The following is an 18,954-nucleotide window of genomic DNA, read 5'->3' as shown; positions in this document are numbered from 1 at the left end:
TATGCGAAATTATTTAATCTCAACAACAGCACCAGCTTCTTCTAATTGTTTTTTCAAAGCTTCTGCTTCGTCTTTAGAAACACCAGCTTTCAATTCTTTAGGAGCACCGTCAACTAAATCTTTAGCTTCTTTCAAGCCTAAGCCAGCTAAATCTTTAACCAATTTAACTACTGCTAATTTCTGACCACCAGCTTCTTTCAAGATAACGTCAAATGATGTTTTCTCTTCAGCAGCAGCGCCACCTTCAGCAGGAGCAGCAGCAACTGCAACAGCAGCAGCAGCAGGCTCGATACCGTACTCATCTTTTAAGATATCAGCTAATTCTTTAACTTCTTTTACCGTTAAGTTAACTAACTGTTCAGCAAGTTGTTTTAAATCTGCCATTTTATTTTGATTTTTAAAATTTTCTTAAATAATTATTTTTAATAGTTCACGAACTGTTTTTAAGAGACGCTCGTTAGCCTCTGTTTTCTAAAGCTTTCAACAAACCTGAAACTGTATTTCCTCCCGATTGAAGAGCAGAAATAACATTCTTCGCAGGTGATTGTAATGCTGCAATAATGTCTGCAACCAATTCTTCCTTAGATTTAAGGTTAACTAGTGCATTCAATTGATCATCGCCTACGAAAGCTGTTTCTTGGATGTAAGCTGCTTTTAAAACAGGCTTATCACCTTCTTTACGTAATTGCTTAATCAATTTTGCGGGAGCATTACCTGTCTCAGAGAACAATAAAGTAGACGCACCTTTCAACACGCTCTTTAATTCATCAGAGTTAATCCCAGCTTCGATCAAAGCCTTCTCAATCAAGCTGTTCTTAGCAACTTGAATGACGATATCTTGCTCGAAACATTTGCGACGAATTCCATTGATTTTCTCAACAGTTAAATCAGCAGTGTCAGTAATATAGAAATTACCGTAAGATTTAATCTGTTCGGCCAAAGCTTGAACAATTTCTTGTTTTTCTTCTTTTCTCATGATTAAATTCCTGCTACTGATTTAGTTTCAACATGAATACCTGGACTCATCGTAGATGAGATATGGATACTCTTGAAGTATGTTCCCTTAGCTGCAGAAGGTTTCAATTTAGAGATAACTTGCAATACTTCTAATGCGTTCTCGTAAATCTTTTCTGCAGGGAAGGACACCTTTCCAACTGAAGTGTGAATAATTCCTGTCTTGTCAACCTTGAAATCAATTTTACCACCTTTTACGTCTGTTACAGCTTTACCTACTTCTGTAGTTACTGTACCAGTCTTAGGGTTTGGCATTAAGTTCCTTGGACCTAAAATACGGCCCAATTTACCTACCTTAGCCATCACCGAAGGCATAGTAATAATGATGTCAACGTCAGTCCAACCACCTTCAATCTTACTGATATAGTCGTCAAGGCCTACGTAATCTGCACCTGCCGCCTTAGCTTCTTCCTCCTTATCCGGAGTACACAATACTAAAACGCGAACAGTTTTTCCAGTTCCGTGAGGCAATGTCGCAATACCACGAACCATTTGATTCGCTTTACGTGGATCTACGCCCAAACGCACGTCGATATCCACTGAAGCATCAAATTTAGTCATAGTAATCTCTTTAACCAATGCCGCAGCATCTGCTAAAGTGTACGCTTTACCAGCTTCAATTTTGGATAGTGCCGCTTTTTGATTTTTTGTTAATCTAGCCACTTTCTTAAACTGATTTCGTTAATTAATTTTTCCAAGGAGCGTCACCTGAAACAGTGATACCCATACTACGCGCTGTACCAGCGACCATTCTCATTGCCGCGTCTACAGTAAATGCATTTAAATCTGGCATTTTATCTTTAGCGATCGTTTCCACCTGCTCCCACGTGATAGAAGCAACTTTCTTACGGTTAGGTTCGCCAGACCCTGTTTTCAATTTAGCAGCGTCTTTCAACTGAACTGCAACTGGAGGGGTCTTAATGATAAAATCAAAGGATTTATCAGCATAAACAGTAATTACAACGGGCAATACTTGTCCTGGTTTGTCTTGCGTACGAGCATTGAACTGTTTACAGAAATCCATAATATTCACACCCTTAGCACCTAAAGCAGGTCCTACTGGAGGTGATGGATTTGCTGCACCGCCCTTTACTTGTAATTTTACTAACGCACTGACTTCTTTTGCCATTTTGTTTGTTATTTAATTTGTTAAATGTTTGTTAGTAAGTTGGAAGCAAACTGTAACATTTATTTCGAGGAGTTGTAAAACCGAAGTTTACACAACCAAACGAGGTGCAAAGATAATGATTAGTTTTAAATTACAAAAACTAATTGTCAAAAATAACTATAAATAAAAACCCTGTTCAAAATGTGAACAGGGTTTTTAATATCTTAATGCTTTACAGCCGTTATTCTTTCTCAACTTGCATATAGTTAAGTTCCAGAGGAGTCTTACGTCCAAAAACTTTAACCATAACTGTTAATTTCTTTTTATCTTCATGCACTTCTTCAACCTCACCCGTAAATCCATTGAACGGTCCATCGACAACTTTCACAGATTCTCCAACAAAATAAGCCATATTAATAGACTCTCCTTGCTCAGCCATCTCATCAACTTTACCTAAGATACGGTTGATTTCAGTCTGACGCAAAGGAATAGCAACACCTGCCTTATCACCCAAGAAACCGATAACACTGTTTAAGTTTTTGATTACGTGTTCAATCTCACCATCCAAAGCAGCCTCGATCAATACATAACCTGGATAATAGTTACGTTCTTTAGCTACCTTTTTCCCATCACGCATCTGGTAATATTTTTCCATTGGAATCAGCACCTGAGGAATCAAATGCTGTATACCCAAACGGTTTACTTCAGCTTCTATATACTGTTTTACCTTCTTCTCTTTTCCACTCACAGCACGCACTACGTACCATTTCAACGTTTGATCTGCCATAACAAATAGATGATTACTTAGTACCGTACAATAACTCCAAAATATTGCTTGAAGCCTTATCCATTGCCAACACCACTAAAGCGATTATTAAGGAAGCTATAAGTACGACCACTGCATGGTTTTGCAACTGTGCCCAAGTGGGCCAAGTTACCTTTTGCGTGATCTCTTCGTATGACTCTTTAAAAAAACCAAGTACGTTAGCCATTGTTTTGATTATTTAAGTTATTATGCACGGGCACCAGGACTCGAACCCAGACCAAAGGTTTTGGAGACCTTCGTTCTACCTTTAAACTATGCCCGTGTATTTCTTATTTTGTGTTGCAAATATAGTATTTTAAACCATTTGCAGCAAATATTTCTCATCTTTTATTTCCGAAAAATACATTCCGTGCTAAAAGAAAAAAATAAGCTAATCAGCATCAGCCGACTAGCTTATTTATTTGTTAGAATAATCTAGACAGATTATAAAATTTCAGTTACCTGACCAGCACCTACTGTACGACCACCTTCACGGATAGCGAAACGTAGACCTTTCTCCATAGCGATAGGGTTAATCAACTTAACAGTGATTGTAACGTTATCACCAGGCATAACCATCTCAGTACCTTCTGGTAACGCGATTTCTCCTGTTACGTCTGTTGTACGGAAATAGAATTGAGGACGGTATTTGTTAAAGAATGGAGTGTGACGTCCACCTTCTGCTTTTGACAATACGTAAACCTCAGCTTTGAAGTTATCGTGAGGAGTTACTGAACCTGGTTTACAGATAACCATACCACGTTTGATATCAGTTTTCTCAATACCACGCAACAATAAACCTACGTTATCACCAGCCTCACCGTAATCCAAAATTTTACGGAACATCTCAACACCTGTTACTGTAGATTTCAAGTTCTCAGCACCCATACCTAAGATTTCAACTGGATCACCAGAGTTGATTACACCTCTTTCGATACGACCTGTAGCAACAGTACCACGACCAGTGATCGAGAATACGTCCTCTACTGGCATCAAGAATGGAAGATCTGTCAAACGTGGAGGAATTGGAATGTAGTTATCTACAGCATCCATTAATTCCATGATTTTATCAACCCACTCAGTTTCACCGTTCAACGCTCCTAAAGCAGAACCTTTTACTACTGGAATATCGTCACCTGGGAATTCGTAGAAAGACAATAACTCACGAACTTCCATTTCAACTAAGTCTAACAACTCAGGGTCATCAACTAAGTCAGTTTTGTTCATGAAAACTACTAACGCAGGAACACCAACCTGACGAGCCAATAGGATGTGCTCACGAGTTTGAGGCATAGGACCATCAGTAGCAGCAACTACGATGATAGCACCGTCCATCTGAGCAGCACCAGTTACCATGTTTTTAACGTAATCGGCGTGACCTGGACAGTCAACGTGTGCATAGTGACGGTTAGCTGTTTGGTATTCTACGTGAGACGTGTTGATTGTGATACCACGCTCTTTCTCCTCAGGAGCAGAGTCAATTGAATCAAATGAACGAGCTTCTGAAAAACCTTTATCAGCCAATACTTTTGAAATAGCAGCTGTAGTGGTTGTTTTACCGTGGTCAACGTGACCGATCGTACCAATGTTTAAGTGTGGTTTACTACGGTCAAATTTCTCTTTTGCCATGTTTATGCGAATTAGTAATTATTAAATATTCTTTATTAAATTTTATACAAAAAAAATAATAAACTTAAGTTATCGAGCCAAAGATGGGATTTGAACCCACGACCTCTTCCTTACCAAGGAAGTGCTCTACCCCTGAGCTACTTCGGCTTTATAAAAGCTTATTTACAGATTTATGCCCCCACCTAACATCATAAATTTACGAAAAGATAGAGACTGAAAACCTTGAAATTAAAGAGCGGAAGACGAGGTTCGAACTCGCGACCTATAGCTTGGAAGGCTATCGCTCTACCAACTGAGCTACTTCCGCTTTTGACCTTTTTCAAAAGGTCAGAAAAAAAGTGTGGGGGGAGAAGGATTCGAACCTTCGAAGCCGAAGCAACGGATTTACAGTCCGTCCCATTTGACCGCTCTGGAACCCCCCCAGACCTGCAACTTACGCCGCATTTTTAGAGCCTCCTATCGGAATCGAACCAATGACCTACTGATTACAAGTCAGTTGCTCTACCAGCTGAGCTAAGGAGGCTTTTATATATTTTTCTTTAAATCTCTAAGAACAATCTGTTACCTTGGAACAGCGAGTGCAAAAATCAAAATTTTATTTCAAACTTGCAAGAGATTTTTAAAAAACTTTTTTCTTTTTTTTCTTACTTAAAGAACGTTCTCAAAAGCGACTTAAACAACGATTGTTTCCGTTTTTGATGATGCAAAGATAGACACAGAAATGACTTATCAAAAATATTTTATTAAAAAAAACAGTTCTTAACACTCATCATACTGATATGCAGCCAAATAATTTTTACGGATAAAGACCTATTTCACGAATCCCTCGAATATCAACCTATTTTTAGTAAAAAAAATCTGTTATACAGCGATAACCTCGTCGCTCTCTTAGCGCAAGATCTGTTAACAGCGACTCTTTTTAATGTATTTTGTATCACACTTTCGAAAATTCAATCCATTTTATCTAAGTTTGAGACTTTGAATTTTCACATTACATGAATCCATACAAATCAGTACTTAGTCTTATATTAATAGGTATATCGCTGACAGCGACAGCGCAAAAAGAAAACAACTTGATCAAAAGAGTAATTAAAAAAGTTTTCTCTTCATCGACTGATAGCAGTCGGGGGCCAAGCTTTATGCTTTTACCAGCACTTGCTTATGCACAAGAAACGGGTCTGGAAATAGGAGTTGCCAGCGCATACAACTTCTATATGGACAGAACAGACCTCCAGAGCAAAACCTCTAATATTATGCTTATCGCAACAGTGACTACAGAAAAACAAAAGAAGATAAACATAACATCTGATCTATGGACAAGAGGAAACGAATACCACATACTTACAGACATACGTTTAAGAGACTGGCCTTTCAACTTTTATGGAATAGGCAACGACACTTGGAAAGCCGATGAGGATTACCTAGAGCAAAAGTTGTATCGTTTCAAAATCGACGTAGAAAAAAAAATGGCTCCTCACCTTTATGTAGGTATAAATGCCAACTACGACAACTTTAAGTTCCAGGATGTCGAAACAGGGGGTATATTTGAATCCGAAAATATATACGGCAAGACCGGTGGACAATTTTTAGCGCTAGGAGTTTCAGCACTATATGACACTCGCGACGTCACAACATTTACGACTAAAGGCTTCTATGGAAGAGCAAAATATGCTTATGCGCCAAACTTTTTTGGGAAGGACAACTACAAAGGAAGCCAGGTAGAAATAGACATTCGGGGCTATTACCCCTTTTCCCAGAAAGTAAGCTTAGCTACCCAAGGTCTCTATAGAGGAACATATGGAAAAAACATTCCATTTTACGCCATGAGGGACCTCGGCGGAGATATGAGTATGCGAGGTTACTACCTAGGACGTTACAAAGACAACAATTACATCACGGCACAAACAGAACTACGCTATCGCTTTCTGCCTCGTTTTGGAGTTGCCTGTCTACTCGGAACAGGAAGTACGTTTTCAGAAGAACATAAAATCCGCCTTGTACCAAGCTATGGCGCTGGAATTCGTTATTTCTTTAGTATAGAACACAGTAGCAGCATCCGGTTAGATTATGCTTTTGGAGAAAAAAGAACAGGAGAAAAAAGACAGTCGGGATTCTATCTAAGTGTCAGTGAAGCTTTTTAGAAAGATCCTTATCTCCAATATGGGAAACGCAACTTGAAAAGCTCTTTAGGCTGTTCCTCTCTATAAAAAACCAATCCATAGTAAAACAAATCTATACAAACGATAAAACGGGAATCTCGACAAATGGATTCCCACAACTGTTTTCTCGCATTATTCTTATAGATGTCAAGAATCACCAAATATTTAAATTGTGTGTATTGAGTAGCCAATCGCTCGGTATCAGCGATAGTCTCATCAACAATCCAAGCCCTATTCGGCCCATTTTCCGAACCCGAAGCGACATACTCAACGCCAAAGTGAGCAGCAATATCGGACAACAACCGCTCCCGCTTATCCTCAATAGAAATATCCTTAGACCGAGCATAGATTGCCTCATCCGCCAATTTATACACAAAAGGTGAATGTGTGCCATGACGGCTATTAGAAGAAAAAAAATGAAACCATAAACGCCACCAATATCGCATTCGGCAAAATTAACACTTTCAACCAAAAGAAACAGTATTATTCCTTTTGCTCTACTGACAAGCAGTTGTCAAAAGCGGAACTAATTTTGTGGATCTATACTAAATACATCATATTATGGAATTTTTACAAGTAGCCCCGTTTGAACTGATAGGTATTTCTATCCTGACCAGCAATGATCCTGGCAAAGCTGACGTTGATATACCTGCACTATGGCAACGTTTTTTCGCAGAAGATATTTTAAATAAAATTCCCAATAAAATAGACCATGTTATCTACAGCGTGTATACAGATTATGAAGGAGATCATACCCAGCCCTATCGTGTCGTATTAGGTTGCCGTGTAGCCAGCATTGACTATATACCTGATGGTATGCTCGCCCATCGCATCAATGGCGGTAAATTCAAGAAATTCACCGCCAAGGGGAATATGAAAGAGAATATAGTTTACAACGAGTGGCTACACATCTGGAACACCGATCTTGACAGGACCTTTCAATCCGACTTCGAGCAATACGACGAACGGAGTCAAAATATGAACAACGCAGAGGTAGATATTTTTATAGGAATAAAATAATCCCTGTCAAAAAAATGGTCGGTTCTCAGTTTAAAGAATCGACCGTTTTCAACTTACAGTTGCTCACCTCCAAAATATAAAGTAAAGACGCTGCCTTCCCCTTCTTTACTATCAACCATAATATTCCCATTATGAACCAGCATGATCTGCTTACTCAAAGTAAGCCCCACCCCCGTACCGGCTTTCCGTGTAGTAAAAAAAGGAGTAAAAATCTGTTCTTGTATATCAGCCGACATTCCCTTTCCATTGTCCGCAATCTGAATCTGTATGCGATCATCCTGCATCTTACCGGAAATACTGATATACGGCGAATCATAACCTGATACCGCTTCCATTGCATTCAACAGTAGATTGATAATCACTTGCTCAATAAGATTCCTATCCGCTTTCACAACCAATCTTCTATCCTTAATGATAATATCCACATTTATTCCTTTCTGCAGCATGGTCGGTTCAAGAAGTTGATAAATATCTTCAAAAAGATCTATTAATAAAACATCTTTAAAATCAGGTTGATCTACCCTATTGATCAATCTGTAGCTTTTGGCAAACTGCAACAGCCCTTCACTTCTCCTTTTTATGGTATAGATACCAACCTTCAAATCCTCCATATCCTCATCCTTATAGCCACCTTCCAAACGTCCGTGCAGTGTTTCCGCCAAAGAACTGATCGGAGCAATGGAATTCATAATCTCATGCGTCAATACCCGAAGCAGTTTCTGCCACGCGTTGGTCTCCGCCTCATCAATAGCTTCGTTGATATTCTGACACACCACAATCCGGAATACACCTTCCTGCGTTTCAAATTCCGAACTGTTCATGAGCAATTTAATCTTACCTTGAATCGAAGCCACTGTTTCAGTCTGTGGCTTCCCAACTCTTAGCCCCAGCATTTTATCATATAGATCCAAGTGCCTTTTCATAAGCCCCTTTATGTTTCCCAGATGAGGCGTATTGAATAATTGTTTAAATGCATCGTTAATCCAAATGACCTTACCCGATTCCGCCGCATAAAAAATAATGGCCGAGTCCAGCATATTGATCACCTTGTTGAGATACTGATGTTGCAACTCTTTATCTATACTAATCTGTTTATAGACCTGATTGATCGTATTAAAAGCAGAGAACAGCTTTCCTTCAACACTATTTTGCCTTCTCACGGCAAACCTTCTCGTAAAATCTTTATAGCGAACGGCTTCCGTAAAATCGAGCACATACCCCAGTAATTTATGTTCGACCCTGAACCATTGATACGCCAAGATCAGGAGAATAAAAAAAGACCCCAAAGCGTATAACCAATAACCCAATAACACAAGATAAGCTGTACCAACACAGCCCAATAGCAACAAGGTGACTTTCAGGAAAAGAAAAAAACGCCATATCCCCATTGATCAAATATTATATTTTTCCATCCTTCTATATAAAGCAGCCCTGGTCAAGCCCAATTCCTTTGCAGCCTTGCTAATATTCCCATTATAACGTTCAATAGCCGATTGAATAGCTTTTCTTTCCAATTCCTCCAAACTTTGATTCCCATATTCCACTCTTTCCATCGAAGTATCTACCAAAGAAGCCTGTTCAATAGGAGAGAACAAAATATCATGCTCGCTAATGCTACTCCCCTCACTCATAATAACGGCTCTCTCCACGCTGTATTGCAGCTCTCGAACGTTGCCAGGAAAGTGATAAGATTTCAATTTTGAGATAGCATTCCTTTCGAAGCCTTCGATACTTTTATGATATTTTTTATTGTAAAAAACCAGAAAATGATTGGCAAGAAGTACCACATCATCCCCACGCTCACGTAATGGCGGTACCTGAATCTCGACCGTATTAATCCTATAGATAAGGTCTTTTCGGAACCGGCTTTCTTCAGCCAGTGCCCTAAGAGGGACATTCGTCGCACTCAATAAGCGAATATCGATATCGACTCCTATTGAAGATCCCAGCGGCATAACCTGTCTATTCTGCAGAACACTAAGCAACTTTGCCTGCTGATGTAGACTAATATTACCAATCTCATCTAAGAATAAAGTTCCTTTATCAGCCACTTCAAAACGACCTACCCGATCCTCCCTTGCATCTGTGAACGCTCCTTTCTTATACCCGAATAACTCACTTTCGAAAAGCGTCTCCGTGAGCGCCCCGACATCCACCTTCACATACGGCCCTTTATTCCGCAACGAGCGGCCATGCAGCGCTCTCGCAATTAAGTCTTTTCCCGTACCATTCTCCCCTAGAATAAGGATATTGGCCTCTGTCGGTGCCACTTTATCTATTTTGTACTGCAGATCCTCCATTACAGCAGACTTCCCTACCAACTCTTCTTCTTCGCGCGATGCCTGCACATTCTTTTTCTTCCCTTTCTCTCTCGTCTCGCTGTAGGTCGATTCTAGGGTATTCAACAAATGCTCGTTAATCCAAGGCTTTACAATAAAATCGGAAGCCCCCAATTTCAGCGAGCGAACCGCTAGATCGACTGCACCATAAGCTGTGATCATAATGACCCGAATATGTGGATAAGCCTCTTTTATCTTCCCCAACCAAAACAATCCTTCATTACCGGTATTGATTGCACTTTTAAAATTCATATCCAACAACACCAGATCTATCGTGTTTTTCGACAGAATACTAAGCAAATTTTCCGGATTACGCTCAATAATCACCTCGTTGACCAGCGGACGCAAGAGTATCCTTACGGCAGTCAACAAGTCTTGATCATCATCTACAACTAATACTCGTGCTTTTTTCATCAAAACTAAATTAGTTATAAATTTATAGTTCCTGCATAATAGTCATTGATATATTTCTGCAACATAAGTTCGTACCGTTTGATCAATAGCTGAGCTTGGGCGTTATCTAGTTTTGTTTTCGCCGTAAGGAAGACCACAGAATTACTATTTCCTGCATCAAAATGAACCTGAGCTATTCGAAATGATTCTTTATAGCTATTCTCTTGTTCCCGGAGATTAGCGACATTTACCTGCAGTGTTTCTAAATCAAAAACCGTTTTGGCAGTCTCCTCTCGCAGTTTACTTTTTGCTATTTCTCTATCCCAAATCACTTCCTGAAGATTTAGCTTCGCCAACTTAACCTGATTCCTTGTTCGGAACTGATTAAAAATCGGAATACTAAGTCCTAATGAAATACCTTTTGACAGGTAGTTGTTCATCTGTCTTCCATAACTGCTCGGATTGGTACTTGAGTACCGCGACCAAAGCCCAGCCCCTAATGATAAGGATGGGAGGTAAGCTGCACGTTCCACCTTCACCCCTTGTTCGGCCTCCTTAATACGCCAATCATACGCTTTAAACTCTGGCAAAACGTCCAATGCATTTCTAAAAAGCTTCTCTCCCGTTTGCCTTGCTACATCGAGCGACATAGCCAAGGGTTCAATATCACCTAAACTATCTACAGACAGATTTAAAAGAGAGGCCAACTGCAACCTATTTCTATTTAACAATTGCGCACTTGCTTCTAGTGTATTTTTATCGGCATGTAGCTGTCCCTGCAAGTCATAATAGTCTCCAGGGCTTACCGCCCCTTCTTTATGCAGAATCTGCGTACGCCGCACATTCTCTTCCGTCACAGCCAATTGTCCTTTGGTTTGTTCCAGCATATCCTTGGCCGTCAAAACTAGGATATAGGCCGTCAGCACATCCAATTTCAGTTCATTCTTCGCATGATCAAATTCAAATCGTCCTGCCTCTTTCGCATTAGCCTGCTCGCGAATATGGTGTAATGTCTGGAATCCATTAAATATAGGCACATTTAAATTGAGTGCCTGATTCCCTGAAAAATAACTCTCTTCGACAAACTGATTCGTGGTTGGGTTTACACTCCGCCCCTCATTATAGGCGTGCCCCCACTCCGCCTTTAGAGAAGGTAACCTATTATTCTTCGCCTGTTGAAGTGCTATATTATTTCTTACTAGATTCAATTCGGATCGTTGCAATGCCGGATTATTCTCCAGAGCCAACGTGATGCAATCGACAAGGGACAAACGTTTTGTCTGCCCTTGCGCCTGCACCAAACAACTAGTAAATAAAAACAAAATAAAAATTCTAAAAATCGTCTTCATTTTAAATGATCAATTATTAGATTGGCTTACCCATAGCACGTGCCAAAAACATAAACAACTATAAAACAACATCATACAAAAGAAATATCGTATAGGGTGTCCATTGTCGAACAAACAGTGTCCGAATACGGACACCTTAAACCCGATGAATACAATAAACAGCTGTAAAACAACGATTTAAAAAAATGGCACAAGATTGTAGGTGATTCTGCCAAAGGGCTGTTTATGCGCCTTTTTGGATTTTTAATTTTTAGTTTCTGAATGGACAGACCAATACAACAAAAGAAATGGAATACAAAACGTATTCTCACCCTGATAGGAATAACAGCCATTGTCGCATTGATTGGGGGAAGCTATTATTTCAGTAGTGGCAATAGCCGTCTCAACGTCGATAAGGACCGCATCAGTATTGTGGAGGTCAAAGAAGGTGTCTTCCAGGAATTCATCCCCATCAACGGAACAGTACTTCCGATAAGCAGCATATATCTCGACGCTGCTGTAGGTGGCCGCGTCGAAGAGAAATATGTAGAAGACGGAGCTATCCTTAAGAAAGGTGACCCGATCATGAAACTGTCCAATACCGATCAAGAATTAGGGCTGGTCCAACAGGAGACACAGGTTCTTAACCTTCTTACCCAAGCTCAGATTGCCCGCACGAGTGCCGAACAGGTGTCTATCAATAACCGTAATCAAATGGCTGATGTCGAACAGGCATTGCGGGAATCAGCACGTCTATACAATCTCAATAAGAAGCTCTATGCAGAAAAAGCGATTGGATCTCAAGAATTTGAAAAGTCAAAAAATGACTACAACTATCAAAAAGAACGTGTCGTGCTGACCAAGCAGATATTACGTCAGGACTCTATTTCCAGCAGACAAAAAATTAAACAGGATCAGGAAACATTCCAACGTACACAAAGTGCCTTAAAGCTTATGCGACGCAAAGTGGGGGACCTGATTCTTAGAGCCCCAGTAGACGGACAGCTCACTTCATTTGACGCAGAGATCGGTCAGAATAAAAATGCAGGCGAACGACTTGGACAAATTGACGTGCTTACGGGCTTTAAAGTCCGTGCTGAAATCGACGAGCACTACATCAATCGCATTTTTACCGATCAGGTAGGAGAGTTCACTTTGAATGGAAAACCCTATCAACTAAAAATCAAAAAAGTGTATACACAGGTCACCAATGGTCGGTTCCAAGTTGACATGGAATTTGTAGGACAGGCTCCGACCACAGTAAGAAGAGGACAGACCTTACAGATAAGACTTTCATTAAGCGACGAAACGAAAGCATTATTACTAGCCAAAGGCGGTTTTTATCAGCAAACCGGAGGCAACTGGATTTTCAAATTGGACAAAACAGGAACAACTGCTTATCGTATGGACATACAATTGGGCAGACAAAACCCCGAGTTTTATGAAGTAATCAGTGGATTGAAGCCTGGCGACAAGGTTATAGTCTCAAATTATGAAACCTACGACAAGATACAGGAATTGAATATTAAATAGTATTGGGATGTAAGATGTCAGACACACTTACTGTAACCTTCATAGCTAGATACCAAGATAACTACATAACTTTATAGCAAGACAACTTCATAACCATGATAAAAATAACGAATTTACAGAAATATTACCGTACCGAGGAGGTTGAAACGGTTGCCTTAAACAAGGTAAACATTCATGTCAAAGAGAGCGAATTCGTCGCTGTTATGGGCCCTTCTGGCTGCGGAAAATCCACCTTACTGAACATCATAGGACTTCTTGATGATCTCGATGAAGGGAGCTATCTTTTCAACGGTACAGAAGTTGCCAAATTCAAAGAGAGCAACCGCTCCAATCTTCGAAAACATAATATCGGTTTTGTATTCCAGAGTTTCAATCTCATTGATGAGCTTACTGTTTTCGAAAACGTAGAACTTCCTCTCGTATATACAAACGTACCTGCTGCCGAACGGAAACGTCGTGTGGAAGAGGTGTTGGAAAAAGTACAGATTATGCATCGGCGCAACCACTTTCCACAACAACTATCCGGTGGACAGCAACAGCGGGTTGCTGTAGCCCGGGCGGTAGTCAACAATCCGAAGCTAATTCTCGCCGATGAGCCAACTGGTAATCTGGATTCGAGCAATGGTAACGAAGTCATGCAGCTCCTTACCGAACTAAACGAAGCTGGTACTACTATTGTGATGGTGACACACTCAGAGCATGATGCAAAATTTGCAGATCGGGTGATACGTATGCTAGATGGTCAGGTTATTATGGAAAGTCAAACTGTTTAACGACAATGCTATGAACCACATCAAACTAACCTTGAGAAAACTTTGGGCAAATCGATTTTTCACGACACTGAATATCTTAGGACTTTCCATTGGAATCAGTGCCTGTTGGATCATATTTCGCATTGTCAATTATGAACTAAGCTTTGACAAAGCTCTACCAGAGAGTGAGGATATTTATCAGATTGTCAATAAATCGGTTTTCGACGGTAAAGAGAGTGGCTTTGGAGGAATTCCTCTCCCCCTGTATCCTTATATGCAAGAAACACTAACTGGCATAGAACAGCTGGTGCCTGTCTACAACCGATATTATGAAGAAATCAGCATACCTTCAGCTGTCGGTACAACAATTTCATTTGACGAACCTCAAGAAATAAAAAGTACCACTTCAGCATATTTTGATATGCTACCCTATGAATGGATTGTAGGAAACCCTAAAAAAGCATTATCTGCGCCTAACCAAGTAGTTTTAACATTATCTAGAGTCAAGCATTACTTTGGCAATGCAGACCTTCAATCCCTTGTTGGTAAGACTTTGCTTTATGACTCCACCATATTCACTATTTCGGGTGTGGTTAAGGATCTAAAATCCCCAAGCTCCTTTACCGCAAAGGAATTCATGCCGATCCCAAAAGAAGAATTAAAAAATGAACAATGGTCAAGTGCAAATTCGGATCATAAACTATACCTTAAAGTTTCTGAAAACAGTAAAGCACCGATACTGAAGAACATCAATGCCAAAGTAGCAGAAATGAATGCAGAAAAATTTAAAAAATACCATTATAAGGTCTGGTTTGACCTACTGCCTCTTTCTCAAAAGCACTTTGCTCAAGAGTATGCCTCCGGCGAATACACAGCTGACAAGAAGATAATTTTAGGATTATCTGGTATAGGTATTTTTTTGCTTATTCTCGCCTGCATCAATTATGTCAATCTTTCGACAGCACAACTGCCTTATCGTGCCAAAGAAATAGGAATCCGAAAAACTCTAGGTGAAAAAGGACAACATTTGACTTTAAAGTTTGCCTTAGAGACTTTGTGCATATGTGGCTTTGCCTTACTCCTTTCAATCCCTCTCGTCTCTTACTTTACATGGCAATATAACGACTTCCTTCCTAATAACATACAAGACTTTAATACACCGGTCGCTACTTCCATCTTCTTAACCGGCCTAATCCTTGCCGTCACCCTTTTGTCTAGCATATACCCGACATTTCTAATAAACAAAGTTAAGGTCATTGATGTATTAAAAGTAAAAAACATAGGCAATCTGACATCAAATGGAATATCACTTCGAAAAGTCCTCATCGTATTTCAGTTCGTCATAGCGCAGTTTTTTGTCGTGGGAACATTTATTATTACGGCTCAAATAGCATATATGATGGACTCCGATCTAGGTTTTGAGAAAAGCGCTATTGTATCAATTGCTATCCCGCAAAAAGCGAAACACGAAGCACACGCCAGTCCATTCCTTTATAAACACGCTATTGAGCAACACACCGAAATTCAAGATATAGCACTAGGGCACCAACCGTTGGACAACAGCCATTGGGGAAATAACCTGGTAGCACCATCCGACACTGGTGAGATACGGCTCAATCTTGCCTTCAAATACACGGACGCAGACTACCTGTCTCTTTATAAAATAAAACTATTAGCAGGAAGAAATACTATTCCAGGGGATACTGTAGGAAGTGTATTCATCAATGAATCGGCCCGAAAAGCACTGGGCTTTATTAGTAATGAAGAAGCCGCTGGAAAAAACATTAGCGACCATAGCGGAGCACCTTTACGAATACAAGGTATATTCCAAGATTTTCATTCAAAAAACTTACACACAGCCGTAGGACCCTTAGCCTTGATGGTGACTAATAATAAATACAGCTTACGCACTTTCAACATTAGACTCCCCGACCGACCTTCACAATGGCCAAAAGCCATCGCCATATTGGAAAAAGAATGGGTAAACATTTATCCAAAAGCCCCCTTTATTTATAGCTTTTATGACGATGAGCTCAAGACATTCTATGAATCGGATGTCAAGCAAAGTCGTATCATCAACTTAGCAACTGCTATCACCATTATCCTCAGCTGTTTGGGACTTATTGGGTTAGTGACAGTGACCGCCTATCAACGGACAAAGGAAATCGGTATACGAAAAGTATTAGGAAGCACCGTTTTTGGTATTATAAGTTTATTGTCCAGAGAGTATATCAAGTTGATTATTATCGCCTTATTTATCGCTTTACCTATAGCCTATTGGATCATGAGCAAGTGGCTGGAAGGATTTGCTTATCGCATAGACATACAACCTTGGACGCTAGTGTTGGCAGGCTGCAGTACTCTTCTCATAGCCTTATTATCTGTAGGCTACCAAGCATTAATGGCGGCTAAGCGTAATCCAGTAGAGAGTTTGAAGGACGAATAAGAAATAATGCTTAAATCTTAATACTAAAGCTATGCTAAGAAACTATATCAAAATCGCATGGAGAAACCTTTGGAAAAACAAAAGGTATTCTTTTATTAATATCTTAGGATTGGCCTTAGGCATGGGCATTTCATTGATCATCGCCCTTTGGATTAATTCAGAGATAAGATATGACCGATTCTACTCCAAAACAGACCGCCTATATCAAGTGTATACGAGAGATATATTTGATGGCAACCAACATACCTGGGGCGGAACCCCTAACATTCTCGGTCCTATTTTACAGCAGGAACATCCAGAAATAGAAGAGGTCGTACGTATATGGAATATTGATCACCGTATTCATCATGATGCCGAACCGAGCCTCAGTGCTTCAGGAATAGCGGCGGATCCTGCATTTTTGAAACTATTTGATTTCCAAGTTATCTCTGGTAATTACGCAACAACTTTATCCCGTCCTGATGCCATAGTACTAACGGCCTCCATGGCTAAAAAGCTATTCGGTAAAACAGATGTAATTGGTCGCAGAGTGGATATGGACACTACCGTTTCCCTGACTGTAGAAGCCGTTATCGAGGACATTCCACGTAACTCCAAATTCTATGGAAACGACTTTATCTGCTCCCTGAATTATCTCGCAAAAAGAGGAAAAACTTTTTCTGACTCCTGGACTGCTTATAACCATGAAACCTATGCCCTTTTAACAGAAGGAGCATCACTTCCCTCAATCAATAAGAGCATAGAGAACCTGGTTTCCAAACATACCAACGGCACCACAAAAGCGACCATATACCTATACCCTGCCCATCGCTGGCACTTATACAACAAGTCTGTTAATGGGCAGATGGTAGCCGGCAATATCACCACTCTACAGCTATTTGGACTAATCGGTATATTCATTCTTTTGATTGCTTGCATTAATTTTATCAACCTAAGCACTGCAGGTGCGGAAAGACGAGCCAAAGAAATAGGTGTACGTAAGGTGGTCGGAGCACCGAAAAAATCACTTGTTCAACAGTTTTTATTAGAATCTTTTATCCTAACCTTTTTGGCCGCTATCTTAGCGTTATTGATTATTTTCTTAGCTCTTCCGTTTTTCAACAACCTAATACATGGAGATCTTTCGATCGGTGACGATCCGATATTTTTTTGGTCTATATTTCTTATCATTATCTTCTTTTGTTCCCTATGTGCCGGATTATATCCTGCCTTTGTTCTGGCAGCCTTTGATCCCATAAAAACCTTAAAAGGAAATTATCTGATTTTAAACGCTGGCCTACAACCCAGAAAAATCCTTGTCACCTTACAGTTTACCATATCAATCGGCCTAGGAATATGCACTTTTATTATCGGTCAGCAGATACGCTTTGGAGAAGAACGAAATGTGGGATACGACCGTAATAACCTCGTTTATTTACCATTAGAAGGTAATCTCGGCAAAAACTATGAAGCATTGAGAAATGAGCTATTTCAGCAAGGAATTGCCACCAACATGAGCAAAACATGGGGACGTATCAGTCGTAATGGCAGTAACAGCTGGGGCTATTCCTGGCCTAATAGTAGACCAGAAGATTACGATGTCGTATTCAATAATATGGCTACAGATTGTGATTTTACCCAAACAATGGGAATAAAATTACTACAAGGACGAGATATTGACATTTACAGACACGCTTCCGACTCCAGTTCCCTCCTGCTCAATGAAACCGCTGTTGCCAAAATGCAATTGACCAATCCTATAGGCGCACAAGTGACCGTAGGCCAGGATACAGAATATCAACAGGTCTATACTGTTATCGGGATCATTGAGGATTTTGTATGGCAATCCCCCTATCAGAACATTGAGCCTATGATGATCAAAGGTCCGTCCATTTGGTCAGATTACATACATATTAGATTAAACAGCGCAAAAAGCTTACTAACGAACGTAGAAGCAATTCAATCCTTAGTAAAGAAATACAATCCTGACTATCCAATCGATATCCACTTTACAGATGATGATTATGCTTTAAAATTTGCTACTCAAAAACGTACAGCAGCACTCACGGGGCTTTTCTCAGGCTTGGCCATCTTTATAGCCTGTTTGGGTCTACTTGGGCTAGTATCATTCGCAACCATCCAAAAGCAAAAAGAAATTGGCATACGCAAGGTACTCGGTGCAACAGTGTCAAGTATAATCGCTATGCTATCACGCGATTTTGTAAAATTAGTCATCGTCGCCCTGCTCATAGCCTCGCCTATCACCTGGTGGATTATGGATCAGTGGCTATCCGACTATGTATACCGTATCCATATACAATGGTGGGTATTTGCTTTAGCTGGAATACTCGCCATAGTAATAGCATTACTCACGGTCAGTACATTGGCCTTTAGAGCGGCAATACTCAATCCTGTCAAGAGCCTTAGAGATGAGTAACTAACATTTTAA

Annotated in this window: 17 protein-coding genes and 5 tRNA genes; 6 read left to right on the top strand and 16 right to left on the bottom strand. The window is 40.1% G+C overall.

From position 1 onward, the window contains the following. Positions 1–9: 9 nt before the first annotated feature. From rplL to M472_RS26555, 12 genes are all read right to left on the bottom strand, one after another. The gene (gene rplL / locus M472_RS26610; protein WP_021068875.1) at positions 10–384 is read right to left on the bottom strand and encodes a 50S ribosomal protein L7/L12; all 375 of its coding nucleotides are present in this window, start codon (positions 382–384) and stop codon (positions 10–12) included. Between the two features lie 73 nt (positions 385–457). After that, positions 458–976, bottom strand: a complete 519-nt coding sequence (gene rplJ / locus M472_RS26605) for a 50S ribosomal protein L10 (RefSeq protein ID WP_021068874.1) — start codon at positions 974–976, stop codon at positions 458–460. Between the two features lie 2 nt (positions 977–978). Further along, on the bottom strand, positions 979–1,677 hold the full coding sequence (rplA, locus tag M472_RS26600; RefSeq protein WP_021068873.1) for a 50S ribosomal protein L1: 699 nt from the start codon (positions 1,675–1,677) through the stop codon (positions 979–981). A 22-nt stretch (positions 1,678–1,699) separates the two neighbouring features. After that, positions 1,700–2,143 carry a 50S ribosomal protein L11 gene (gene rplK, locus M472_RS26595; RefSeq protein WP_021068872.1) on the bottom strand — a complete coding sequence of 148 codons (444 nt, stop codon included), beginning with the start codon at positions 2,141–2,143 and terminating at the stop codon, positions 1,700–1,702. A 220-nt stretch (positions 2,144–2,363) separates the two neighbouring features. Next, positions 2,364–2,909, bottom strand: a complete 546-nt coding sequence (nusG, locus tag M472_RS26590; protein WP_021068871.1) for a transcription termination/antitermination protein NusG — start codon at positions 2,907–2,909, stop codon at positions 2,364–2,366. 13 nt (positions 2,910–2,922) lie between these two features. Then, positions 2,923–3,114: a preprotein translocase subunit SecE gene (secE, locus tag M472_RS26585; RefSeq protein WP_021068870.1), complete on the bottom strand. Its 192-nt coding sequence runs from the start codon at positions 3,112–3,114 to the stop codon at positions 2,923–2,925. 25 nt (positions 3,115–3,139) lie between these two features. Next, positions 3,140–3,210 (bottom strand) — tRNA-Trp (locus M472_RS26580). Between the two features lie 161 nt (positions 3,211–3,371). Then, positions 3,372–4,556, bottom strand: coding sequence for an elongation factor Tu (gene tuf / locus M472_RS26575; protein WP_021068869.1), 1,185 nt, complete (start codon positions 4,554–4,556; stop codon positions 3,372–3,374). Positions 4,557–4,631: 75 nt separating this feature from the next. Continuing rightward, a tRNA-Thr gene (locus M472_RS26570) sits at positions 4,632–4,703 on the bottom strand. Positions 4,704–4,790: 87 nt separating this feature from the next. Continuing rightward, positions 4,791–4,863 (bottom strand) — tRNA-Gly (locus M472_RS26565). Between the two features lie 34 nt (positions 4,864–4,897). Further along, positions 4,898–4,978: transfer RNA gene (locus tag M472_RS26560), tRNA-Tyr, on the bottom strand. 28 nt (positions 4,979–5,006) lie between these two features. Next, positions 5,007–5,079 (bottom strand) — tRNA-Thr (locus tag M472_RS26555). A gap of 472 nt (positions 5,080–5,551) precedes the next feature. Here M472_RS26555 and M472_RS26550 point away from each other — a divergent pair. After that, a complete protein-coding gene (locus M472_RS26550) occupies positions 5,552–6,697 on the top strand; it encodes a BamA/TamA family outer membrane protein (RefSeq protein ID WP_021068868.1) in 1,146 nt (381 codons plus the stop codon). 8 nt (positions 6,698–6,705) lie between these two features. On the opposite strand, the gene M472_RS26545 is transcribed toward M472_RS26550, so the two are convergent. Beyond that, on the bottom strand, positions 6,706–7,161 hold the full coding sequence (locus tag M472_RS26545) for a hypothetical protein (protein WP_021068867.1): 456 nt from the start codon (positions 7,159–7,161) through the stop codon (positions 6,706–6,708). 115 nt (positions 7,162–7,276) lie between these two features. On the opposite strand from M472_RS26545, the gene M472_RS26540 reads away from it, so the two are divergent. Beyond that, positions 7,277–7,735 carry a GyrI-like domain-containing protein gene (locus M472_RS26540; RefSeq protein WP_021068866.1) on the top strand — a complete coding sequence of 153 codons (459 nt, stop codon included), beginning with the start codon at positions 7,277–7,279 and terminating at the stop codon, positions 7,733–7,735. Between the two features lie 53 nt (positions 7,736–7,788). On the opposite strand, the gene M472_RS26535 is transcribed toward M472_RS26540, so the two are convergent. Genes M472_RS26535 through M472_RS26525 form a run of 3 tightly spaced genes read right to left on the bottom strand, consistent with a single transcriptional unit; the run spans position 7,789 to position 11,816 of the window. Next, positions 7,789–9,123 (bottom strand): sensor histidine kinase, encoded by a 1,335-nt coding sequence (locus M472_RS26535; RefSeq protein ID WP_021068865.1) that lies wholly within the window; start codon positions 9,121–9,123, stop codon positions 7,789–7,791. Between the two features lie 3 nt (positions 9,124–9,126). Then, on the bottom strand, positions 9,127–10,488 hold the full coding sequence (locus tag M472_RS26530; RefSeq protein WP_021068864.1) for a sigma-54-dependent transcriptional regulator: 1,362 nt from the start codon (positions 10,486–10,488) through the stop codon (positions 9,127–9,129). 14 nt (positions 10,489–10,502) lie between these two features. Further along, a complete protein-coding gene (locus tag M472_RS26525) occupies positions 10,503–11,816 on the bottom strand; it encodes a TolC family protein (RefSeq protein WP_021068863.1) in 1,314 nt (437 codons plus the stop codon). A gap of 261 nt (positions 11,817–12,077) precedes the next feature. Between M472_RS26525 and M472_RS26520 the strand changes: the two genes are divergently transcribed. The 4 genes from M472_RS26520 to M472_RS26505 all read left to right on the top strand — a co-directional run bounded on the left by M472_RS26520 (position 12,078) and on the right by M472_RS26505 (position 18,942). Further along, a complete protein-coding gene (locus M472_RS26520; protein ID WP_021068862.1) occupies positions 12,078–13,328 on the top strand; it encodes an efflux RND transporter periplasmic adaptor subunit in 1,251 nt (416 codons plus the stop codon). A 95-nt stretch (positions 13,329–13,423) separates the two neighbouring features. Next, on the top strand, positions 13,424–14,101 hold the full coding sequence (locus M472_RS26515) for an ABC transporter ATP-binding protein (protein ID WP_021068861.1): 678 nt from the start codon (positions 13,424–13,426) through the stop codon (positions 14,099–14,101). A 10-nt stretch (positions 14,102–14,111) separates the two neighbouring features. Continuing rightward, positions 14,112–16,526, top strand: a complete 2,415-nt coding sequence (locus M472_RS26510) for an ABC transporter permease (protein ID WP_031301330.1) — start codon at positions 14,112–14,114, stop codon at positions 16,524–16,526. A gap of 31 nt (positions 16,527–16,557) precedes the next feature. After that, positions 16,558–18,942 carry an ABC transporter permease gene (locus tag M472_RS26505; RefSeq protein ID WP_021068859.1) on the top strand — a complete coding sequence of 795 codons (2,385 nt, stop codon included), beginning with the start codon at positions 16,558–16,560 and terminating at the stop codon, positions 18,940–18,942. Positions 18,943–18,954 lie beyond the last annotated feature (12 nt).

Source organism: Sphingobacterium paucimobilis HER1398, assembly GCF_000416985.1.
In the GTDB taxonomy this organism is placed as follows: Bacteria; Bacteroidota; Bacteroidia; order Sphingobacteriales; family Sphingobacteriaceae; genus Sphingobacterium; species Sphingobacterium paucimobilis.
Note: the sequence above shows the minus strand (reverse complement) of the source record. Positions and strands in the feature narration are given on the sequence as shown.